14 protein-coding genes are annotated in these 22,469 nt (G+C 63.6%); 10 read left to right on the top strand and 4 right to left on the bottom strand.

All coding sequences use genetic code 11. The annotated features are described in order from the left end of the window. The first annotated feature begins 268 nt into the window (after positions 1-268). Both Q8O96_RS20410 and msrA read left to right on the top strand, forming a co-directional pair. A complete protein-coding gene (locus tag Q8O96_RS20410; RefSeq protein WP_102862857.1) occupies positions 269-2,962 on the top strand; it encodes a GGDEF and EAL domain-containing protein in 2,694 nt (897 codons plus the stop codon). A 73-nt stretch (positions 2,963-3,035) separates the two neighbouring features. Next, positions 3,036-3,686 (top strand): peptide-methionine (S)-S-oxide reductase MsrA, encoded by a 651-nt coding sequence (gene msrA, locus Q8O96_RS20405; protein WP_060837213.1) that lies wholly within the window; start codon positions 3,036-3,038, stop codon positions 3,684-3,686. A gap of 78 nt (positions 3,687-3,764) precedes the next feature. Here msrA and Q8O96_RS20400 read toward each other — a convergent pair whose 3' ends face one another. The 3 genes from Q8O96_RS20400 to eutH form a co-directional block, all read right to left on the bottom strand. Beyond that, complete coding sequence (locus Q8O96_RS20400; RefSeq protein ID WP_102862856.1) at positions 3,765-4,601, bottom strand: 23S rRNA (adenine(2030)-N(6))-methyltransferase RlmJ; 837 nt, start codon at positions 4,599-4,601, stop codon at positions 3,765-3,767. 103 nt (positions 4,602-4,704) lie between these two features. Next, positions 4,705-5,061: a DUF1937 family protein gene (locus Q8O96_RS20395; protein ID WP_102862855.1), complete on the bottom strand. Its 357-nt coding sequence runs from the start codon at positions 5,059-5,061 to the stop codon at positions 4,705-4,707. A gap of 36 nt (positions 5,062-5,097) precedes the next feature. Beyond that, positions 5,098-6,333 (bottom strand): ethanolamine utilization protein EutH, encoded by a 1,236-nt coding sequence (gene eutH, locus Q8O96_RS20390; protein ID WP_102862854.1) that lies wholly within the window; start codon positions 6,331-6,333, stop codon positions 5,098-5,100. Positions 6,334-6,713: 380 nt separating this feature from the next. Between eutH and Q8O96_RS20385 the strand changes: the two genes are divergently transcribed. From Q8O96_RS20385 to Q8O96_RS20360, 6 genes are all read left to right on the top strand, one after another. Then, positions 6,714-7,478, top strand: coding sequence for a DeoR/GlpR family DNA-binding transcription regulator (locus Q8O96_RS20385; RefSeq protein WP_102862853.1), 765 nt, complete (start codon positions 6,714-6,716; stop codon positions 7,476-7,478). 157 nt (positions 7,479-7,635) lie between these two features. Continuing rightward, the gene (locus Q8O96_RS20380) at positions 7,636-9,042 is read left to right on the top strand and encodes an NAD(P)/FAD-dependent oxidoreductase (protein ID WP_305949300.1); all 1,407 of its coding nucleotides are present in this window, start codon (positions 7,636-7,638) and stop codon (positions 9,040-9,042) included. Further along, positions 9,029-10,261 (top strand): NAD(P)/FAD-dependent oxidoreductase, encoded by a 1,233-nt coding sequence (locus tag Q8O96_RS20375; protein WP_305949299.1) that lies wholly within the window; start codon positions 9,029-9,031, stop codon positions 10,259-10,261. The genes Q8O96_RS20380 and Q8O96_RS20375 overlap by 14 nt, the downstream gene beginning before the upstream one ends. A gap of 27 nt (positions 10,262-10,288) precedes the next feature. Then, entirely contained in the window at positions 10,289-11,713 is a 1,425-nt protein-coding gene (locus Q8O96_RS20370; RefSeq protein WP_207166972.1) for a glycerol kinase, read from the top strand. 220 nt (positions 11,714-11,933) lie between these two features. Next, positions 11,934-13,205 carry an O-acetylhomoserine aminocarboxypropyltransferase/cysteine synthase family protein gene (locus Q8O96_RS20365; RefSeq protein WP_102862849.1) on the top strand — a complete coding sequence of 424 codons (1,272 nt, stop codon included), beginning with the start codon at positions 11,934-11,936 and terminating at the stop codon, positions 13,203-13,205. Between the two features lie 122 nt (positions 13,206-13,327). Further along, a complete protein-coding gene (locus Q8O96_RS20360; protein ID WP_102862848.1) occupies positions 13,328-13,822 on the top strand; it encodes a DUF2165 family protein in 495 nt (164 codons plus the stop codon). A gap of 549 nt (positions 13,823-14,371) precedes the next feature. Here the strand turns inward: Q8O96_RS20360 and putP are convergent. Further along, positions 14,372-15,856: a sodium/proline symporter PutP gene (putP, locus tag Q8O96_RS20355; RefSeq protein ID WP_102862847.1), complete on the bottom strand. Its 1,485-nt coding sequence runs from the start codon at positions 15,854-15,856 to the stop codon at positions 14,372-14,374. Positions 15,857-16,322: 466 nt separating this feature from the next. Here putP and putA point away from each other — a divergent pair, with 466 nt between their 5' ends. Continuing rightward, entirely contained in the window at positions 16,323-20,276 is a 3,954-nt protein-coding gene (putA, locus tag Q8O96_RS20350; protein ID WP_102862846.1) for a trifunctional transcriptional regulator/proline dehydrogenase/L-glutamate gamma-semialdehyde dehydrogenase, read from the top strand. 277 nt (positions 20,277-20,553) lie between these two features. Beyond that, complete coding sequence (locus tag Q8O96_RS20345) at positions 20,554-22,356, top strand: acyl-CoA dehydrogenase (protein WP_207166970.1); 1,803 nt, start codon at positions 20,554-20,556, stop codon at positions 22,354-22,356. Positions 22,357-22,469 lie beyond the last annotated feature (113 nt).

The following is a 22,469-nucleotide window of genomic DNA, read 5'->3' as shown; positions in this document are numbered from 1 at the left end:
GTTTTCCGAGCGCCACGCTCGTACCTCAACCCCGTCAATTTGGCGGGGCTTTTTTTGCCGGAAAAACGTCGCCAATTGCCCGTCATTGCTCGAGCCCAAACAGCAAAAAAGTTACTTTGCAGAAATCCTTCTGCCTGCCGATACAGGTTTATAGCACTTAGCCTTCATCTTACTTGTCAGTCGATGCCGCATGATGCAACCTTGCCGCAGGCAACAGTAAAGAGGGCGCGAGCCCGGCGCGATCAGCAATTTCGAAGCGAGTTTCCCCATGAAAAGCCAACCCGATGCCGCCAGCCGTATGGCGGCCGAGGTAGTGACGCAGTTGCCTGTGCCCTCGCGGCTCGGCATGTTGCGTTTCGAACGGCTGAATGAAGCGAGCTGGGCGCTGCTGTTTCTCGATCCCAACTGCGAACGTCAGTTCGGCCTGCCCGCCGTCGAACTCTGCGCTCTGGTCGGTTCCCCCTATGCCAGCCTGATGGAGCCTGAGGCGCGTTATCAGTTGCACGACGCCATCCAGCAGCAACTGAGTAACAGCCCCCATTACCTGATCCGCTACACCTTGCACACCGGCCAAGGCCCCTTGAGCATCCTGGAGCTGGGGGAAGCCTACAAACAACACAACCGGCACTTGCTGCGCGGCTACCTGCTGGTGGTCGAAGGCCTGTTCAGCGATGCCTCGCCAATGCCCACCGTGGATCTGGAAACCCAGAACACCCGCCTGCAGATCGCCCTGGAACTCAACCAGCGGGCCCAGCAGGAACAGCTGCAGCATCTGGAACGGGTACGTGCGCAGCAGGACCTGATCCTGCTCCTGACCCGCCAGCGCTACAGCACCAGCAACTCCCTGAAGGAAGCTGCCGAGCTGATCACCCGCAGTGCCTGCGACATCTACCAGATCGACTGCGCCAGCATCTGGAACCTGGAAGACCAGCGACTGGTGCCGATTGCCGCCTACCACCGCGGCCCCCAGGAATACCGCATGCCGGAGTCCATCGACGCCAGCAGCTTTCCCGATTACCTGGAAGCCCTGCACAGCTGCCGCGCCATCGACGCCCAGAACGCCATGCGCGACCCGCGCACCCGAGAGATGGCCGAAAGCCTGCGGCCACGGGATGTGAATGCCATGCTCGACGCCAGTATCCGCATCGACGGCCAGGTAGTCGGCGTGCTGTGCCTGGAACAGACCGGCATGACCCGAGCCTGGCAGTCCGACGAGATCGCCTTTGCTGGCGAGCTGGCAGACCAGTTCGCCCAAGTCATCAACAATCACAACCGACGCGCCGCCACCAGCGCCCTGCACCTGTTCCAGCGCGCCGTGGAACAGAGCGCCAACGCTTTCCTGCTGGTCAACTGCGACGGCGTGGTGGAGTACGTCAACCCAAGCTTTACCGCGATCACCCAATACAGCACCGAAGAGGTGCACGGCCACCGCCTGTCCGAACTGCCGGCCCTGGAAAACCTCAGCGAACTGTTGTTCGACGCCCCTTCCAGCCTGGCCAAGAGCAACAGCTGGCAAGGCGAGTTCAAGAGCCGACGCAAGAACCTCGAGCCCTACTGGGGCCAGCTGTCGATCTCCAAGGTCTACGGCGACAATCGTGAGCTGACCCACTACATCGGCATCTACGAAGACATCACCCAGACCAAGCTCGCCCAGCAACGCATCGAGCGCCTGGCCTACACCGACAACCTGACCAACCTGGGCAACCGCCCCGCGTTCATCCGCAACCTGGATGAACGCTTCGCCCGAGACAGCGATACCCCGATCAGCCTGCTGCTGGTAGACATCGACAACTTCAAGCGTATCAACGACAGCCTCGGCCACCAGACCGGCGACAAACTGCTGATCAGCCTGGCCCGACGCCTGCGCAACAGCCTGAGCCCCAGCGGCAGCCTGGCGCGCTTTGCCAGTAACGAATTCGCCGTACTGCTGGACAACACCGACCTGGAAACCGGCCAACAGATCGCCAGCCAACTGCTGATGACCCTGGACAAGCCGATGTTCGTCGACAACCAGCTGATCAGCGTCACCGGCTCCGTGGGGCTGGCCAGCGCGCCACTGCATGGCCGCGACCCGCAGACCCTGATGCGCAACGCCGGCCTGGCGCTGCACAAGGCCAAGGCCAACGGCAAGCACCAGGTGCAGGTTTTCACCGAAGCCCTCAACGCCGAAGCCAGCTACAAGCTGTTCGTCGAAAACAACCTGCGCCGGGCCCTGACCCAGAACGAGCTGGACGTGTTCTATCAGCCCAAGCTGTGCCTGCGCAGCGGCCGCCTGCTGGGCATGGAAGCGCTGCTGCGCTGGAACCACCCGGAAAAGGGCATGATCCGCCCGGACCAGTTCATCAGCGTGGCGGAAGAAACCGGCCTGATCATCCCCATCGGCAAGTGGATCGCCCGCCAGGCCTGCCGCATGAGCAAGCAACTGACCGCCGCCGGCCTGGGCAACCTGCACGTAGCCATCAACCTGTCGCCCAAGCAGTTCTCCGACCCGGACCTGGTTGCGTCCATCGCCAGCATCCTCAAGGAAGAACAACTGCCCTCCTCGCTGCTGGAACTTGAGTTGACAGAGGGCTTGCTGCTGGAAGCCACCGACGACACTCACCAACAGCTAGAACAGCTGAAAAAACTTGGCCTGACCCTGGCCATGGACGACTTCGGCACCGGCTATTCGTCCCTGAGCTACCTGAAGAAATTCCCCATCGATATCATCAAGATCGATCGCAGCTTCATCCACGAGATCCCCGACAACCAGGACGACATGGAAATCACCTCGGCGGTGATCGCCATGGCTCACAACCTGAAGATCAAGGTGGTCGCCGAAGGCATCGAAACCGCCGAGCAACTGGCGTTCCTGCGCCGTCATCGCTGCGACGTCGGCCAGGGCTACTTGTTCGACCGACCGATTCCCGGCACCGAACTGATCGCCAAGCTCAAGCGCTATCCCCGCGGTCCAATTGCCTGACAGCGCTGTAACACTCGGGCAAACTGCGTGTCTGATTAATTACTCAATCCCACCCTGACTGAGAGGACTGATCATGGTTCTGCGCTCGGAAATTCTGGTGAAAAAAAACGTGCTACCTACCAAAGAACAAGCTCTGCCTGGCCGCGAAACCCCGATGACACTGCCTGAAAAGCACTTTGTCTTCGAAGACACCCCGCTGCTGGGTCCGTTCTTCCAGGACGTCGACTTCGCGATCTTCGGCCTGGGCTGTTTCTGGGGCGCCGAACGTCGCTTCTGGCAGCGCGAGGGCGTGGTCAGCACCGTGGTCGGTTACGCCGGCGGCTTCACACCGAACCCGACATATGAAGAAGTCTGCTCGGGCTTAACCGGCCACACCGAAGTGGTACTGGTGGTGTATGACAAGGCCAAGGTCAGCTACAAAGAACTGCTGGCGATGTTCTGGGAACTGCACAACCCGACCCAGGGCATGCGCCAGGGCAATGACATCGGCACCCAGTACCGCTCGGTGATCTACACCACCAATCCGGCCCAGCTGGAGCAGGCGCTGCACAGCAGGGATGTGTTCCAGGCGGAACTGACCAAGGCCGGCCTGGGCACCATCACCACGGAAATCGAAGAAGCGCCGACTGTGTACTTCGCCGAGGCTTACCACCAGCAGTACCTGGCGAAGAACCCTGAAGGCTACTGCGGGATCGGCGGCACCGGAGTGACTTGCCCAATCTGAAGCAGCTACAAGCTGCAAGCCTCAAGCTCCAGACGCTGTGTTTTCAGCTTGAGGCTTGAGGCTTGAAATTTAGCGCTGTTACTCGGCGATCAACCAGTCCATCTGCCAGCCGCCCTGGGTCTGGCCAAGCTTCTTCGACAGCCACGGCAGCAGCTCGCGCAACTCCTCCTCCAGCCCCCAAGGCGGATTGGCAATCGCCAGGCCTGAACCGTTGAGGCTGTTGGGCGTATCCAGCGGATGCACCAGCAACTCCACCCGCAGCAACTTCGGCGCACCGGTGCCGGCCAGGTCCTGGTAGAAGCGCCGCAGGGCCCGCTGGTCCTTGACCGGGTACCAGATGGCCGCCACGGTCTGACGCATGCGGCCAATGGCCTCCTTCAACGACGCAGCACAGCGCTGCATCTCGTCGAGCTGCTCGAAAGGCGGGTCGATCAGCATCACCGCACGTTTTTCAGCAACCGGCAGCAACGCCCGGGCCACATGCCAGCCTTCCCCCAGGTGCACCGCCACCCGACGATCACCCTTCATGTTGTCCTTGAGCAGCAGGCCGTCTTCCGGGTGCTTTTCGTTGAGCAGCACCCGGTCCTGGGAACGGGTCAGGCGTCGCGCCAATTCCGGTGACCCCGGGTAGTAACGCAACTCGCCATCGGGGTTCATCTTGTGCAGCACCTGCATGTAGTCGGCGGTCAGCGCCGGAAGATCCTGTTCGCCCCACAAGCGGGCGATGCCTTCCAAATACTCGCCGGTACGGTTTGCCTGGTCGCCCTTGAGGTCATACAGACCGATGCCGGCGTGGCTGTCGAGGTAGGCGAACGGCTGCTCCTTGCGCGACATCAGGGCGATGAGGCGGGTCAAGGTCAGGTGTTTGAAGACGTCGGCGTGATTGCCGGCGTGGAAGGCGTGACGATAGTTCATGGTTGCTCCTGCGCAGGCGGGCAAGTTTACCTTGTGCGCAGGCTGTCGTCAGTTCGAACGGCGGCCGTACCCGGCGCAGGCGACAATGGGTACGGCCCGGGACTCAGGCAAATTCGTGGCGGACCTCGGACCACAGGCTGACCCGCCGCCCGGACGATTCGAAGACCTCGATCTCGCGCTTGATCCCGCCGCTGTCCTTCCAGCCCGGCAGGTCGAGCACGATCAACTCTTCCATCATCGCCATGTACAACGCATCCACCGGTGCCCAGAGCCTGCCGATGGCAGCGTTGTCCTTGCCGGCCAGGCACAGGTTGATCGGATGGGACATGCTCACCTGGCTGAACACTGCGTGCCCGGCCTCGAGTATCTGCGCCGCAACGCGATTGCACTGAAGAAAACGCTCATTGATGACCTCAGCGTCGGAGTGGCTGTAGGGACAGGCCAGGAAAATCTTGCGCATCGTTACCTCGACTTCAGGGATAGGTGGAGCGGACCCTCAGGTCCGCGCAGGTTGCAGGGCAAAGGCCGCGGCCTGTTCCTGCTCTTGCAGCTCATAACGCTGGGCGGCCGGCACCGAGATACGGATGGCAATCGCCACCGCCAGCAAGCCGCCGAACAGTTTGCCGATGAGCACAGGCAGGATCAGGCTCGGCTGGAAGTTCGCGGTAAACGCCAGGTGATCGCCGATCAGCGCCTGGGCACAGACCCCCAGGGCCACGCACAGCACTTTGTCGCGAGCGGTCATGTGCTTGAACAAGTGGTAGGTGGCGATGATGTTGGCGAACACCATGACAAAGCCCGCAGCACCGGTGCTGGACAGGTTCAACTGGCGTCCCAGCAGCTCCATGGGCTTTTTGCAGTAGCGCTGGAACAGGTAGCAGATGGGGAAAGTGCCGGCGAGCATGATGCCGATGTAACCGGCGATCTCGATGGCCCGGAACAGCTCCTTTTCATCGGCGAACATCGGGTCGAAGCCCCAGCCGCCGAAGTTGATGCTGAAGAACTTGGTGAAGTGCTCGACGATGCTCAGGGCCAGGATCAGCTTGATCGCCGCGTCCATGATCTTGCCGAACACCAGGAAGCCGCCAACCATCATGCGCGGCCGGTAACGCAGTCCCGCCGCCAGCAGGAAGCAGAACACGAACAGCGGCGCCAGCAGCTTGAGCATGTCGACAAACCCCAGGGACAGGTAGTACAGCGCCTCGGAGTTGGTGGAGACGATATCGCGCACCGGCAACTGGGTAGCGGTGATGATCAGCAACGACATCAGCACGGCGAAGGGAATGCTGATCAGCCCGGCCATGGCGCCCAGGGCCAGGTACTTGTGGTCCTTGCGCTCAAGCATGGTCAGGCCCACCGGGATCAGGTAGACGATGGTCGCCCCCGAGGTGTAGCCCACCAGCATCGCGGTGATCCACAGGTCGCGATTGGCGGTCAGGGCATTGGCCAGCTGATAGCCGCCCATGTCCACGGCGATGATCGACAACGCCGCGATCGACACATCCGAACCCAGGGCATTGAAAAACGGCCCCAGCGCATGGGAGATGCCCTGGGACAGGTAGGGAATCGCCACCATGATCCCGGCCTGGGCCAGAAAGACCGGACCAATGGAGTGGATACCGTTGACGAACTCCTTACCCAGGCCACTGTCGGGCTTGATGATGGATGACAGGGCGCCGACCACGGCGCCGAGCATGATCAGGTAAATGACGTAGTTTCCAAATTCAGCCATGTGGGTTCATCTCTCTGCGCGTCATTTATAGGTTTCCCCCACCGGGGAGGTTTTTGTTGAGGCCAGCGCTGGTCATCTCTTCGCCAAGGCGGGCGATGACCCGGTGTGCAAACACAGGGCATTTCCTATGCCACAATGTGTATTAGTTGTGGCTTTTACCTACAAACACTCAATTATCGGTCACAATATCTGTCACCAGAGTCTTCATGAGCTGATCTGGCCTAGCTAAGCGGGTGACCGGTCACGATTGTGAAACCTGCAGTTAAATGCTTAACTTCGCCATCGAACCTGACCGAATATGCATGCAAATGTGCAAAATGTGTGCGTAAGTAACAGAAACTGCCCATTTGTGTGGCGAAGTACCACTAACGGAAAGCCCCATGCGCCCCAACGAACGACGACAGCAGATTCTCGAACTCCTGCGCCAGCGGGAGCGAATTTCCGTGGAGGAACTGGCCCGCATTACCGCCACTTCCCAGGAAACCATTCGCCGCGACCTCAGCGAACTGGCGGAAAACGGCCTGGTTACCAAGTTCCACGGCGGCGCGGCCCTGCCGCCTACCGGTGAACACGAAAACACCTTCCAGACCCGCATGAACGAACACGCCCAGGAGAAGCGCGCCATTGCCCGCTACGCCGCCGGCCTGTTCTGCGCCGGGGACAGCATCTTTATCGATACCGGGACCACCACCCTGTTCTTCGCCCGGGAACTGGCCCAGCTCACGCGCCTGACGGTCATCACCAACTCCCTGCCAATCGCCGGCTGCCTGGGCGAATCCGGCAACCGGGTGTTCATGATCGGCGGCGAATACCGCCCCGACTCGACGCAGAACGTCGGCACCCTGGCCCTGGAGCAGATCACCCGCTTCAACGCCGAACACGCGGTGATCACCATCGGTGCACTGAATGAAGACGGCGCCATGGACTTCTCCATCGAAGAGGCCGAAGTCGCTCGCGCCATGATTGCCCAGGCCCGCCAGCTGACCGTAATCGCCGACTCCTCGAAGCTGGAACGCCGTGGCCTGTTCAAGGTATTTCCACTGGAGCGCATCGACCGCCTGGTGATTGATCGCCAGCCCGGACCAGCACTACAGGCAGCGCTGGAAAAAGCCGGTGTGGAGGTGCATCTGGTGGCGCAGGCTTGAGCCCGCCCGGTGTGGCAGGCGCTCGCCCAGCGCCTTAAACCCACACTTAACTGACCGATATATGACCGAATAAGAAACAAAAACAACAATCATGGCCCACAATATGCTTTGATTCCTGCACACGACCTTGGTGTTACCGCAGGAAACAGGCATTCATATGACCGAACTTTATCCGAACAGTGTGACTTTCGATGTGGCCATCGTCGGTGGCGGCGTCGTCGGTTGCGCCATGGCCAGGCGCTTTGCCCTGGAGGGTGCACGGGTGGTGCTGCTGGAAAAGGGCAGCGACATTCTTTCCGGCGCCAGCAAGGCCAACAGCGCCATCCTGCACACCGGCTTCGATGCCCCCAGCGGCAGCCTGGAGCTGCAGTGCATGCAGGCCGGGTACCAGGAATACCTGGAAATTCACTCGGCCATGAACTTGCCGCTGCTCAAGAGTGGCGCCCTGGTGGTGGCCTGGAACGCCGAGGACCAGGCCCGCCTGCCAGGGATTCTCGACCAGGCCCAGGCCAATGGGGTCAATAACGTGCGCCTGCTGGAACGCAGCGAGATCCTCGCCCTGGAACCCCATCTGGCCAATCACGCGGTGGGCGCGCTGCTGGTGCCCGACGAACACCTGATCGACCCCTGGTCAGCGCCCCTGGGTTACCTGCAGCAGGCCATGGCCCATGGCGCCCGGGTGCATCTGCGGTGCGAGGTGCAGCAAGGCCAATTCGATGGTGATGCCTGGACCCTGCATACCAACCAGGGCACCTTGCGCAGCGCCCAGGTGATCAACTGCGCGGGGCTGTTCGGTGACACCCTGGAGCACAACCTGCTGGGCCACAGCGAATTTCGCATCATGCCGCGCAAGGGCCAGTTCGTGGTCTTCGACAAGGCCGCGGCCAAACTGCTGGAGCGCATCGTCCTGCCGGTGCCCAACGAACGCACCAAAGGCATCGTCCTGACCCGCACCGTCTACGGCAACCTGCTGGTGGGCCCCACCGCCGAAGAACAGGAGGACCGGGTGCATGCCGGGCTCGACGGCCCGACCCTGCAAAGCCTGATCGACGCTGCCGTGGAGCGGATTCCCGGCCTCGCCGGAATGCCGGTCACCGCGACCTACGCGGGGCTGCGCCCGGCCAGCGACAAGAAGGAGTACCGGATCCAGGCCGATCACTCCCGGCACTGGATCACCGTCGGCGGCATCCGCTCCACCGGGCTCACTGCCGCCCTGGGCATTGCCCGGCACGTCTACAGCCTGTACAGCCAGCGTCGCCAGCATCACCCGGTGCGCGAGCCGGTCTGGCCGCAGATGCCCAACCTCGCGGAGCACTTGCCCCGGGACTGGCAACGCCCCGGCTATGGCGAAATCGTCTGCCATTGCGAACTGGTGACCCGTCGCGAAATCGAGACCGCCCTGCACAGCCCCCTGCCCCCCGGCGATCTGGGTGGGCTCAAGCGTCGCACCCGTGCCTGCATGGGGCGCTGCCAGGGTTTCTATTGCTCGGCCCAAGTCGCCGAACTCAGTGCCAGTCAACTGGCCGTCCCACTTGCCACAGGTCGTTGCCATGAACAGTACTGAACTCCTTCAGGCCGAAGCGGCCATTATCGGCAGCGGCCCGGCGGGCCTCGCGGCCGCCATTGAACTGCGGCGCCAGGGCATCGGCCCGGTGATTGTCATCGAGCGAGAAAGCGAAGCTGGCGGCATTCCCCGGCACTGCGCTCACCCGCCCTTCGGCATGCGCGAGTATCAACGCATTCTCAGCGGCCCGGCCTATGCCCGGCGCAACGTCGAAGCCGCGCTGAAAGCCGGCGTGATCCTGCTGCTGCGCCACACGGTAGTCAGCCTGGAACCCGGCGGCCTGCTGCGCCTGGCGAGCACCGACGGGCCGCGACAGATCCAGGCAAAAAAGGTCCTGATCGCCACCGGCGCCCGGGAAACCCCGCGCTCGGCACGCCTGCTGTCCGGCGACCGCCCGGTGGGCGTGATCAACACCGGAGCCTTGCAGAACTTCCTCTATATGCAGCACCTCAAGCCCTTTGAGCGGCCGCTGATCGTCGGCACCGAGCTGGTCAGCCTGTCCGCCGTGCTCAGTTGCCGGCGCGCAGGAATCCGCCCGGTAGCGGTGCTCGAAGCCAACAACCGGGCAACCGCACGCTGGCCGCTGTCGCTGTTTCCACGCTTGCTGGGCATTCCCATGCATTTCGGCGCGCAATTGCTGGCGATCAACGGCACCGGCCGGGTGGAATCGGCCCAGGTGCGCCTGGGCGACGGTCAGGTGCGCGAGATTGCCTGCGACGGCGTGCTGCTCACGGGCCAGTTCACCCCGGAGTCGAGCCTGGTGCGCCAGAGCCACCTTCAGCTGGACAGCGGTAGCAACGGGCCGAAGATCGACCAGTACGGGCGCTGCTCGGACCCGGCCTACTTCGCCGCCGGCAACCTGCTGCGACCGATCGAGACCGCCGGCTGGTCCTACCGTGAAGGGCGGCGTATCGGCAGCCTGATGGCACTGGCCCTGTGCAACCAGCTACCCGCTCCCCATGACGCGCTGACCCTGAAGTACGCAGCCCCGATCAAGCTCGGCGTACCGGGCCGGCTGGTGCGCGGCGAGCTGGCGGGCCTGCGGCACATCCAACTGCGGGTCAGCCGAGCGGTCAGCGGCACCTTGCGGGTCCGCGCCCAGGGCCTGGACCTCTGGAGCCGCCCGGTCTCGGCACTGCCGGAACGGCGCCTGCTGATTCCCCTCAAGGAGCTGCAACTGCCGGAACACCTTGACCAACTGGACATCTGCATCGACTAGGCCCGTCCCACAACAAGAGAAAAGACCATGCGAATAGCCGCACTTGACCAGGGCACCACCAGCACCCGCGTACTGGTTGTGGACATGCAAGGCCGTGCCGACATCCAACTGGCGCTGCGCCACCAGCAGCATCACCCTCGTCCGGGCTGGGTCGAGCACGACCCGCTGGAACTGCTGGCCAACCTGCAACGCTGCCTGGAAGCCACCGGCCGGGTCGACGCCATCGGCTTGGCCAATCAGGGCGAAAGCTGCCTGGCCTGGGACGCCATCAGTGGCGCACCGCTGTCTCCGGTAATCGTCTGGCAGGACAACCGCAGCGCCGCACGCATCGAGGAACTGCGAGCCAACGGAGCCGAAGCCCTGACCCTGGAGCGGGCCGGATTGCCTCTGGACGCCTATTTTTCCGCCAGCAAGCTGGCCTGGATCGTGGAGAACCTGCCGGCGGCACAAGCGGCCCTGAGTGCCGGCCGCCTGCGCCTGGGCACCACCGATGCCTACTTCCTCGACCGCCTGGCCGGGGTCTATGCCACCGACATCACCACCGCGTCGCGCACCTCGCTGATGAACCTCGCCACCGGCCAGTGGGACCCGCAGTTGTGTGCACTGTTCGGCGTCCCGCTAGAGGCCCTGCCACCGATCCGCGCCACGGTCGGCGACTTCGGGCGTATTGGCCAGACGCCCATCAGCGCCTCAGTGGTGGACCAGCAAGCCTCGCTCTACGGCCACGGCTGCCGGCAGCCGGGGGACGCCAAGATCACCTTCGGCACCGGCGCCTTCGCCCTGACCGTCACCGGCGATCAGATCATCCGCGCACCTGAGAAAGGCCTGCTGGCCACCATTGCCTGGCAGGTCGATGGCAAGCCGGTGTATGCCATGGACGGTGGCGTGTACGACGCCAGCGCCGCGGTGGAGTGGGCCGGGCGGCTGGGCCTGTTCAGCGACTTCTCGGAGCTGGCGGCCTTCGATCAGCCACCGGCCATTTCCCGCGAACTGGCCTTTGTCCCGGCGTTGTCGGGGCTGGCCTGCCCGCACTGGGACCGCAGCGCCGGAGCGGTGTGGATCGGCATGAACGCCGCCACCAGCCGCCAGGACCTGTGCCAGGCGGTGCTGGAAGGCGTGGCCCTGCGCAGCGCCGAAGTGATCACCGCGATGGACGATCACCTGCGTGTCACCGACCAGCTGTCGATCGACGGCGGGCTGGCCCGCAGCCCGTATTTCGCCCAGTTCCTTGCCGATATCCTGCAACGCACCATCGTCACCCAGCGTTTCGACGAACTCACCGCCCTGGGCTGCGCCGCCCTGGCTGCCCGTGGCCTGGGCCTGGAGCTGCCGGAGTTGGACAACACCCGCACCCACTATCAGCCCCGTGTCGACCGGACCACGGCCGACGCTTGGCGCCGCACCTTCAGCGCCGCCGTCAGCCGCTCCCAGGGCTGGTCCCAGCCGCGCTGAAACCGCCATTGGCCAAGGACGGCCGCCCCATTCCCGGCAAGCCAGCGCCCCTTGCCCATCCGCCGCGCCTATTGGACACTGACGCGCCCGCTCGCGGCCAAGCGGCGGGCACCTCAAGCGGTTGCTGGCGACTCAGACACACGGGACCACTGACTGCTGCGCGGGCACACGACCTGCCTGGCTGTGCTCATAAAACGGATTGCTACTGAGTCGAGGATTTATGAAAGACGCAACGATTGCGCTGCACCATGGATTCAAGTCGGACCCGACCACCAAGGCCGTGGCCGTGCCCATCTACCAGAACGTCGCCTTCGAGTTCGACAACGCCCAGCACGGGGCGGACCTGTTCAACCTGGATGTGCCCGGCAACATTTACACCCGCATCATGAACCCCACCAACGATGTGCTGGAACAGCGCATGGCCGCCCTGGAAGGCGGGATCGCCGGGCTGGCGGTGGCGGCTGGCAGCGCGGCGATCCACTACGCGATCCAGACCCTGACCCAGGCCGGGGACAATATTGTCTCCACACCCCAGCTGTACGGCGGTACCTACACCCTGTTCGCCCACCTGCTGCCCAGCTTCGGGGTCGAAGTGCGCTTCGCCCGGGACGATTCGCCAGAGGCCATCGCCGAGCTGATCGACGACAAGACCAAGCTGGTGTACTGCGAAAGCATCGGCAACCCGGCGGGCAACATCGTCGACATCGAGGGCCTGGCCCAGGCCGCCCACGCCCGCAACGTACCGCTGATGGTGGACAACACCGTGGCCACGCCAATCCTGTGCAAGCCGATCCAGTTCGGCGCCGACATCGTGGTGCACTCGGTGACCAAGTACGTCGGCGGCCACGGCAACTCCCTGGGCGGGGTGATCGTCGACAGCGGCAACTTCCCCTGGGCCGAGCATCCGCAGAAGTTCGCCAGCCTCAACACCCCGGAGCCGGCCTACCACGGCGTGGTCTACACCGAAAAGTTCGGCCCGGCTGCCTTTATCGCCCGGGCCCGCACCGTACCACTGCGCAACACCGGCGCGGCGCTGGCGCCGATGAACGCCTTCCTCCTGCTGCAAGGCCTGGAAACCCTGGCCCTGCGCATGGAGCGCCACACCGACAACGCGATCCGGGTCGCGCAGTTCCTCAAGGACCACCCGCTGGTGGCCTGGGTCAGCTACGCCGGCCTGGCCGATCACCCGCACCATGAACTGGCGCGCAAGTACATGCAGGGCAAGCCGTCGGCGATCCTGTCCTTCGGCCTAAAAGGCGGCTATGCCGCAGGCGTGCGTTTCTACGACGCCCTGCAGATCTTCAAGCGCCTGGTAAACATCGGCGACGCCAAGTCCCTGGCCTGCCACCCGGCGTCCACCACCCACCGGCAGATGAACGAACAAGAGCAGGCCAAGGCCGGCGTCAAGCCGGAGATGATCCGCCTTTCGGTCGGCATCGAGGCCATCGAGGACCTGCTCGAGGACCTTGACCAGGCGCTGAAACAAGCCTGATTCATCGGCCCTGGCAGCAGACGCCAGGGCCATCCCCCCCAAATCCCCCCAGCGCGTTGGCACCGACGCATCCACCCCCAACCAGCCCCCAGGATCATTACTCACCCTCAAAGGAACCCAACATGATTGTGCGTTACGTAAAAATCACCATGACCCTGGCAGTGGCGGCGTTCGCCTTGCTGGTGGCTTACAACAACATCAGCGACTACGACTCCAACTTCGCCTTTGTCCAGCACGTACTGAGCATGGACAGCGTCTTCCCCGGCAACACCGCCACCGACCGCGCCCTGACCCTGCCTCTGCTGTGGAATGTCGGCTACTGGCTGATCATTACCGGCGAGGCCCTGACCGGGGTATTGCTGGCCGTTGGCGCCTTGCGCCTGTGGCTGGCGCGACACGGTGTCGCCAGCTACTTCAACCGGCGCAAAGGCTGGGCCATTGCCGGCTTCTGCCTGGGCTTCTGCGTCTGGTTCTTCGGCTTCATGGTGGTGGGTGGCGAGTGGTTCATGATGTGGCAATCCCAGACCTGGAATGGCCAGGACGCGGCCTTCAAGTTCTACATGGCGATCCTTGGCGTGTTGATCTTCCTCAACCAGCCGGACGCAGAACTGCACTGACCCTACCGCTGCCGAGCCTGCAAGGCTGCGCAAAGGCCCGCAGGGCCTTGCCTGGCGATCCCCCGTCGGAGCTCATCGGCCTTAAGAACGCGGCAGCCCTACGGGCCGTTCGCAGCCTGCGGCAGCGGCTACACCACCCCCGGATCGGCATTGGTCTGTAGCCGCTGCCGAGCCATGGCGAGGCTGCGCAAAGGCCTGCAAGGCCTTGCCTGGCGATCCCCCGTCGGAGCTCATCGACCTTGAGAGCGCCGCGGCCCTACGGGCCGTTCGCAGCCTGCGGCAGCGGCTACACCACCCCCGGATCGGCATTGGTCTGTAGCCGCTGCCGAGCCATGGCGAGGCTGCGCAAAGGCCTGCAAGGCCTTGCCTGGCGATTGCCAGACGAGCCCCTGGCGTTCTTCAGAGCGCCGCCAACGCTGCGCCGGAATGCTGCCCATCTGGTTCGCAGCCTGCGGCAGCAGCTACCCGAACCGCAAAAAAAACGGCCCGCTGCGGTGACGCAGCGGGCCGTTTTCATTGCCCCGAACGATCAGGGCAGGATTTGCGCACTCAGTGGTTGAGCTTGAAATCCTTCTCGGCCGCTTCAAAACGCTGAACCATGCCAGCGCTTGGAGCACCCATCTTGCTCACCAGCACGATTGCCAGGCTGGCGAAGATGAAGCCCGGGATGATTTCGTACAGACCCAGCAGAGCGAAGTGTTTCCACAGAATCACGGTGACGGCACCGACGATGATCCCGGCCAGCGCGCCGTCACGGGTCATGCCCTTCCAGAGCACCGAGATCAGCACCACAGGACCGAACGCCGCACCGAAGCCGGCCCAGGCGTAGCTCACCAGGCCCAGCACGCGGTTTTCCGGGTTGGCGGCCATGGCGATGGCGACCAGCGCCACCACCAGCACCATGGCGCGACCGACCCATACCAGCTCAACTTGAGAGGCGTGCTTGCGCAGGAAGGCTTTATAGAAGTCTTCGGTCAGGGCGCTGGAGCACACCAGCAACTGGCAGCTCAGGGTACTCATCACCGCCGCCAGAATGGCCGACAGCAACACGCCGGCTACCCACGGGTTGAACAGCAGCTTGGCCAGTTCGATGAACACACGCTCAGGGTTCTCGGTCACCGGACCGGCCACTTCAGGATGCGCCGAGAAGTAGGCGATACCGAAGAAGCCCACGGCCACGGTGCCGCCCAGGCACAGGATCATCCAGGTCATGGAGATACGACGGGCATTGGCGATCGACTTCACCGAATCCGCCGCCATGAAACGCGCCAGGATGTGTGGCTGACCAAAGTAGCCCAGGCCCCAGCCCATCAGCGAGATCACGCCGATAAAGGTGGTGTTCTTGAGCATGTCGAAGCTGGTCGGGTCCTTGGCTTCGATCGCCAGGAAGGTGGTATCGACGCCACCGGTGGCCAACAGCACGATGATCGGGGTCAGGATCAACGCGAAGATCATCAGCGTGGCCTGCACGGTATCGGTCCAGCTCACCGCCAGGAAGCCACCAACAAAGGTGTAAGCAATGGTCGCCGCCGCGCCAGCCCACAGCGCCGTCTCGTAAGGCATGCCGAAGGTGCTTTCGAACAGACGGGCACCGGCTACGATGCCGGAGGCACAGTAGATGGTGAAGAACACCAGGATCACCACTGCGGAGATGATGCGCAGCAGGCCGCTTTTATCTTCGAAACGGCTGGAGAAGTAGTCCGGCAAGGTCAGAGCATCACCGTTGTGCTCGGTCTGCACCCGCAGACGACCGGCAACGAACAGCCAGTTCAGGTAGGCACCGACGATCAGTCCGATGGCGATCCAGCTCTCCGACAGACCCGACATGTAGATAGCGCCCGGAAGGCCCATCAGCAGCCAGCCACTCATGTCGGAAGCACCAGCGGAAAGCGCGGTCACCACGCTGCCCAGACTGCGGCCGCCAAGAATGTAGTCGGAAAGGTTGTTGGTGGAGCGATAGGCCATGAAGCCGATCAGCACCATTGCTGCGATGTAGATCACGAACGTGATCAAGGTTGGATTGCTTGCACTCATTTGAGTTACGCCCTGGCTTTGTTTTTATGTAGCGGCGGTCAGCAGTACCGTCACCCAGCTTTTACAGTTTGGAAGACGATCGGCCATCGCGCACGTTTTATGACCAATGTTTCCCCAGGAAAGCCATTGGCCGATGAACCGAGTCGCAAAAGACAGGTTGCACCTTGGGCGCGAATCCTATTCAACAAATTAAACAAGGTGCAACCAGTTTCATCCAATTAAGTTGCACCTTGTCGCATTTACCGACGACGACAACTTTTTTGCTCCTTTTTGGAGCAAGAAATCCACCCGCCAGAATTAAATGCACCAAGGCAATACGGGAGCCAGGAGGCAATATTGATTTCCTGACGAGCTGCTATTTATTCCAGCGAAAAAAGGGTTGCACCCGGTTGCACCTATTTCGGCGCACGGATAATCTTGCCGCCAGCTGATGCCACACGTGCGTGGCAAACATGAGGATAAAAATATGGCTACCACCACCCTCGGGGTCAAACTCGACGACCCAACCCGCGAGCGCCTCAAGGCTGCTGCGACCTCGATCGATCGTACGCCGCACTGGCTGATCAAGCAGGCGATTTTCAATTACCTGGAAAAACTCGAGGGTGGTGCAACCCTGACCGAGCTGAGCAGTGTCACCACCAAGGACGGCGACGACGCCGGCGATGTGCTGACCGATCACGCTCACCAATGCTTCCTCGAATTTGCCGAGAGCATCCTCCCGCAATCGGTGCTGCGCGCCTCGATCACCGCTGCCTACCGCCGCCCGGAACCGGAAGTGGTGCCGATGCTGCTGGAGCAGGCGCGTCTGCCGGCCGCCACCGCCGAAGCCGCCAACAAGCTGGCCGCCTCGATCGCCGAGAAGCTGCGTAACCAGAAGAGCGCCGGTGGCCGTGCCGGTATCGTCCAGGGCCTGCTGCAGGAGTTCTCCCTGTCGTCCCAGGAAGGCGTGGCACTGATGTGCCTGGCCGAGGCCCTGCTGCGCATCCCCGACAAGGGCACCCGTGACGCGCTGATCCGCGACAAGATCAGCACCGGCAACTGGCAGCCGCACCTGGGCAACAGCCCGTCGCTGTTCGTCAACGCCGCCACTTGGGGCCTGTTGCTCACCGGCAAGCTGGTGTCGACCCACAACGAGGCCGGCCTGACCTCCTCCCTGAGCCGCATCATCGGCAAGAGCGGCGAGCCGATGATCCGCAAGGGCGTGGACATGGCCATGCGTTTGATGGGCGAGCAGTTCGTCACCGGCGAAACCATCGCCGAAGCCCTGGCCAACGCCAGCAAGTTCGAAGCCAAGGGCTTCCGCTACTCCTACGACATGCTCGGCGAAGCGGCACTGACCGAGCACGACGCGCAGAAATACCTCGCCTCCTACGAGCAGGCCATTCATTCCATTGGCAAGGCCTCTCACGGCCGCGGCATCTATGAAGGCCCGGGCATCTCCATCAAGCTCTCGGCGCTGCACCCGCGCTACAGCCGCGCGCAGTACGAGCGGGTGATGGAAGAGCTGTACCCGCGCCTGCTGTCCCTGACCCTGCTGGCCAAGCAGTACGACATCGGCCTGAACATCGACGCCGAGGAAGCAGACCGCCTGGAGCTGTCCCTGGACCTGCTGGAGCGCCTGTGCTTCGAGCCGCAGCTGACCGGCTGGAACGGCATCGGCTTCGTGATCCAGGCCTACCAGAAGCGCTGCCCGTACGTCATCGACTACGTCATCGATCTGGCCCGCCGCAGCCGTCACCGCCTGATGATCCGCCTGGTGAAGGGCGCCTACTGGGACAGCGAGATCAAGCGCGCCCAGGTCGAAGGCCTGGAAGGCTATCCGGTCTACACCCGCAAGGTGTACACCGATGTTTCCTACATCGCCTGCGCACGCAAGTTGCTGTCGGTGCCGGAAGTCATCTACCCGCAGTTCGCCACCCACAACGCCCACACCCTGTCGGCGATCTACCACATTGCCGGTCAGAACTATTACCCCGGCCAGTACGAGTTCCAGTGCCTGCACGGCATGGGCGAACCGCTGTACGAGCAAGTGGTCGGCAAGGTTGCCGATGGCAAGCTGAACCGTCCGTGCCGCGTGTACGCACCGGTCGGCACCCACGAAACCCTGCTGGCCTACCTGGTACGCCGCCTGCTGGAAAACGGCGCCAACACCTCCTTCGTCAACCGCATCGCCGACCAGTCGATCTCGATTCAAGAGCTGGTGGCCGACCCGGTGGCGCAGATCGAGCAGATGGCCACCCTGGAAGGCGGCTTCGGCCTGCCGCACCCACGCATTCCGCTGCCGCGTGACCTGTATGGCAGCGAGCGCGCCAACTCCGCCGGCATCGACATGGCCAACGAACACCGCCTGGCGTCGTTGTCCTGCGCCCTGCTGGCCAGCGCTCACAACCACTGGAAAGCCGCGCCAATGCTCGGTTGCGCCGCCAGCAGCGAAACCCCGGCGCCGGTCCTCAACCCGTCGGATCATCGCGATGTGGTCGGTCACGTCCAGGAAGCCACGATCGAAGACGTCGACAACGCCATCCAGTGCGCCCTCAACGCCGCGCCGATCTGGCAGGCCACGCCGCCGGCCGAACGCGCCGCGATCCTGGAACGCGCCGCCGACCTGATGGAAGCCGAGATCCAGCCGCTGATGGGCCTGTTGGCCCGCGAGGCCGGCAAGACCTTCGCCAACGCCATCGCCGAAGTGCGTGAAGCCGTGGACTTCCTGCGTTATTACGCGGTGCAGGCCCGCAATGACTTCAGCAACGACGCCCACCGTCCGCTGGGTCCTGTGGTGTGCATCAGCCCGTGGAACTTCCCGCTGGCGATCTTCAGCGGCCAGGTCGCCGCCGCCCTCGCCGCCGGCAACCCGGTACTGGCCAAGCCGGCCGAACAGACCCCGCTGGTGGCGGCCCAGGCCGTGCGCCTGCTGCTCGAAGCCGGGATTCCTGAAGGCGTGCTGCAACTGCTGCCGGGCCAGGGCGAAAGCGTCGGTGCCCGCCTGGTCGGTGACGAGCGCGTCAAGGGCGTGATGTTCACCGGTTCCACCGAAGTCGCGCGCCTGCTGCAGCGCAACATCGCCGGGCGCCTGGACAACCAGGGTCGGCCGATCCCGCTGATCGCCGAAACCGGTGGCCAGAACGCCATGATCGTCGACTCCTCGGCCCTGACCGAACAAGTGGTCATCGATGTGGTGTCCTCGGCCTTCGACAGTGCCGGCCAGCGTTGCTCGGCCCTGCGCGTGCTGTGCCTGCAGGAAGACTCCGCCGACCGCGTGATCGAAATGCTCAAGGGCGCCATGGCCGAAAACCGCCTGGGCAACCCGGAGCGCCTGTCGGTGGACATCGGCCCGGTAATCGACGCCGAAGCCAAGGCCGGCATCGAGAAGCACATCCAGGCCATGCGCGACAAAGGTCGCAGCGTGTACCAGATGGCCATCGCCGACAGCGAAGAATGCAAGCGTGGCACCTTTGTCATGCCGACCCTGATCGAACTGGAAAGCTTCGATGAACTGCAGCGCGAGATCTTCGGTCCGGTGTTGCACGTGGTGCGCTACAAGCGCAAAGACATCGACCAACTGATCGCCCAGATCAACGCTTCCGGCTACGGCCTGACCCTGGGTGTGCACACCCGGATCGACGAAACCATTGCCAAGGTGGTGGACAACGTCAACGCCGGTAACGTCTACGTCAACCGCAACATCGTCGGTGCCGTGGTCGGCGTGCAGCCGTTCGGCGGCGAAGGCCTGTCGGGCACCGGCCCGAAAGCCGGCGGTCCGTTGTACCTGTACCGCCTGCTGTCGACCCGTCCGGTGGATGCGATCGAGCAATCCTTCGTCCGTGCCGATGCGGCCAACGCTCCGGACCTGCGCCTGCGCGAAGCCCTCGGCAAGCCGCTCAACGCCCTGCAAGCCTGGGCCGAGAGCAGCAAACTGGTGGAACTGGCGACCCTGTGCAAACAGTTCGCCAGCCAGTCGCAAAGCGGTATCACCCGCCAGCTGAACGGCCCGACCGGCGAGCGCAACAGCTACGCCATCCTGCCCCGCGAGCACGTCCTGTGCCTGGCGGAGGTCGAGGGCGACCTGCTGACCCAACTGGCGGCCGTACTGGCCGTCGGCGGTTCGGCAGTCTGGCCGGAAAGCGAGCTCAGCAAGGCGCTGTTCGCCCGTCTGCCCAAGGACGTGCAAGCACGCATCCAGCGGGTGGCGGATTGGACCAAGGACGACGTGGTATTCGACGCGGTCCTGCATCACGGCGACTCTGACCAACTGCGCGGCGTTTGCCAGCAAGTGGCCCAGCGTGCCGGCGCCATCGTCGGCGTCCAGGGCCTGTCCCAGGGCGAGACGGCGATTGCCCTGGAACGCCTGGTGATCGAGCGCGCCCTGAGCGTCAACACCGCAGCGGCCGGCGGCAACGCCAGCCTGATGACCATCGGCTGAAGCCGATAGTCAGCACCATGAAAAAGAGCGCCCTCAGCGGCGCTCTTTTTTTTGCCCGATGCAATGTCCTGTAGCCGCTGCCGCAGGCTGCGATCGGCCGCAACGGCCGTAGCGACTTCATTGCAGCCAAAGTCCCGGCGGGACTTATCGCAGCCTTCGGCAGCGGCGACAGGGGCTGCGCCTGTTTGGCATCTTTATCACCCAGATCAATCTTGCTATTCAGCCTTTATTCACGCGCCTAGACTCGGCCCATTCCCTAGCCAACAGGTATGCCGCCATGTCCGAGACGCTGCTCAGTTCCCGCAATCTGGCTTTCGAACTGTATGAGGTGCTCGACGCCGAAGGTCTGACCCAGCGCGAGCGGTTTGCCGAGCACAATCGCGAAACCTTCGATGCCGCCCTGGGCACCGCGCGCAACATCGCCGAGAAGTACTTCGCCCCGCACAACCGCAAGGGCGATGAACACGAGCCGCGCTACGAGGACGGCCAGGCGGTGCTGATCCCTGAAGTGAAACCGGCGGTGGACGCCTTCCTCGAAGCCGGCTTCCTCAACGCTGCGCGCAGTTTCGACGCGGGCGGCATGCAGCTGCCGACCCTGTTGTCCCAGGCCTGCTTCGCCCACTTCCAGGCGGCCAACGCGGCCACGACTTCCTACCCGTTCCTGACCATGGGCGCGGCCAACCTGATCGAGAGCTTCGGCACCGACGAACAGAAACACCGCTTCCTGCAGCCCATGATCGATGGCCGCTTCTTCGGCACCATGGCCCTGACCGAGCCCCATGCCGGTTCGTCGCTGTCTGATATCCGCACCCGCGCCGAACCGGCTGCCGACGGCAGCTACCGGCTCAAGGGCAACAAGATCTTCATCTCCGGCGGCGACCACCCGCTGTCGGAAAACATCGTGCACATGGTCCTGGCCAAGCTGCCGGACGCGCCGCCCGGGGTGAAGGGCATTTCCCTGTTTATCGTGCCCAAGTTCCTGGTCAACGATGACGGCAGCCTGGGGCCGCGCAACGACGTGCTGCTGGCCGGGCTGTTCCACAAGATGGGCTGGCGCGGCACCACTTCCACCGCCCTGAACTTCGGCGATAACGGTAATTGCGTGGGCTATCTGGTGGGCAAGCCCCATCACGGCCTGAGCTACATGTTCCAGATGATGAACGAAGCACGGATCGGCGTCGGCATGGGCGCGGTGATGCTGGGTTATGCCGGCTATCTGTATTCATTGGAATACGCTCGCGAGCGTCCGCAAGGTCGCCTGCCGGACAGCAAGGACCCGACCACCGCACCGGTTGCCATCATCCAGCACGCCGATGTGCGCCGCATGCTGCTGACCCAGAAGGCCTATGTTGAAGGCGCCTTCGACCTGGGGCTGTATGCGGCGCGGCTGTTCGATGACACCACCACCCTGGCCAGCGAGGCCGAGCGCCAGCAGGCCCATGAACTGCTGGACCTGCTGACGCCCATCGTCAAGTCCTGGCCTTCGGAGTTCTGCCTCAAGGCCAACGAGCTGGCGATCCAGATCCTCGGTGGCCACGGCTACACCCGGGAATACCCGGTGGAGCAGTACTACCGCGACAATCGCCTGAATCCGATCCATGAAGGCACCCACGGCATCCAGTCCCTGGACCTGCTGGGGCGCAAGCTGGCGCAGAACGGCGGCGCCGGGCTCAAGCGCCTGATCCGCCTGATCGCCGAGACGGGCGAGCGGGCCCGCGCCCATGCGTCGCTGGATGCCCTGCGCCTGCCTCTGGAGCAACTGGTGACGCGCCTGCAGAGCGTGACCCTGGGTCTGCTGGGCGACCTGGCCAGCGGCAAGGTCACGGCGACCCTGGCCAACTCGGCGCTGTATCTGAAGGCCTTCGGCCACGCGGTGATCGGCTGGCGCTGGCTGGAACAGGCCATCAGGGCCGAGGAAGGACTGGCGCGAGGCCATGCCGGGGACCGGGATTTCTATCACGGCAAACTGCAGGCCGCGCGCTACTTCCTGACCTGGGAAGTGCCGGGCTGCCAGCATGAACTGACCCTGCTGGAAGCACGGGACGCCACCTGCCTGGAGATGCAGGACGCCTGGTTCTGAGGCCGAGGCGGCCTGTCACACCGCAGCGCTATTCGCTGGCAAGCCAGCTCCTAGCAGAAGACTCACTCCACACCTGTGGGAGCCGGCTGCCGGCGCAAGCCTCAGGCCTGGCA

It is taken from the genome of Pseudomonas sp. LPH60, assembly GCF_030718165.1.
Lineage (GTDB): Bacteria > Pseudomonadota > Gammaproteobacteria > Pseudomonadales > Pseudomonadaceae > Aquipseudomonas > Aquipseudomonas danubii.
Note: the sequence above shows the minus strand (reverse complement) of the source record. Positions and strands in the feature narration are given on the sequence as shown.

What these genes read in the sequence shown, in the direction of transcription:
- putP (WP_102862847.1), bottom strand. Translation starts at nt 15,856, where the DNA reads ATGAGTGCAAGCAATCCAACCTTGATCACGTTCGTGATCTACATCGCA.
- Q8O96_RS20385 (WP_102862853.1), top strand. Translation starts at nt 6,714, where the DNA reads ATGCGCCCCAACGAACGACGACAGCAGATTCTCGAACTCCTGCGCCAG.
- Q8O96_RS20375 (WP_305949299.1), top strand. Translation starts at nt 9,029, where the DNA reads ATGAACAGTACTGAACTCCTTCAGGCCGAAGCGGCCATTATCGGCAGC.
- putA (WP_102862846.1), top strand. Translation starts at nt 16,323, where the DNA reads ATGGCTACCACCACCCTCGGGGTCAAACTCGACGACCCAACCCGCGAG.
- Q8O96_RS20345 (WP_207166970.1), top strand. Translation starts at nt 20,554, where the DNA reads ATGTCCGAGACGCTGCTCAGTTCCCGCAATCTGGCTTTCGAACTGTAT.
- Q8O96_RS20360 (WP_102862848.1), top strand. Translation starts at nt 13,328, where the DNA reads ATGATTGTGCGTTACGTAAAAATCACCATGACCCTGGCAGTGGCGGCG.
- Q8O96_RS20400 (WP_102862856.1), bottom strand. Translation starts at nt 4,601, where the DNA reads ATGAACTATCGTCACGCCTTCCACGCCGGCAATCACGCCGACGTCTTC.
- eutH (WP_102862854.1), bottom strand. Translation starts at nt 6,333, where the DNA reads ATGGCTGAATTTGGAAACTACGTCATTTACCTGATCATGCTCGGCGCC.
- Q8O96_RS20370 (WP_207166972.1), top strand. Translation starts at nt 10,289, where the DNA reads ATGCGAATAGCCGCACTTGACCAGGGCACCACCAGCACCCGCGTACTG.
- Q8O96_RS20365 (WP_102862849.1), top strand. Translation starts at nt 11,934, where the DNA reads ATGAAAGACGCAACGATTGCGCTGCACCATGGATTCAAGTCGGACCCG.
- msrA (WP_060837213.1), top strand. Translation starts at nt 3,036, where the DNA reads ATGGTTCTGCGCTCGGAAATTCTGGTGAAAAAAAACGTGCTACCTACC.
- Q8O96_RS20380 (WP_305949300.1), top strand. Translation starts at nt 7,636, where the DNA reads ATGACCGAACTTTATCCGAACAGTGTGACTTTCGATGTGGCCATCGTC.
- Q8O96_RS20410 (WP_102862857.1), top strand. Translation starts at nt 269, where the DNA reads ATGAAAAGCCAACCCGATGCCGCCAGCCGTATGGCGGCCGAGGTAGTG.
- Q8O96_RS20395 (WP_102862855.1), bottom strand. Translation starts at nt 5,061, where the DNA reads ATGCGCAAGATTTTCCTGGCCTGTCCCTACAGCCACTCCGACGCTGAG.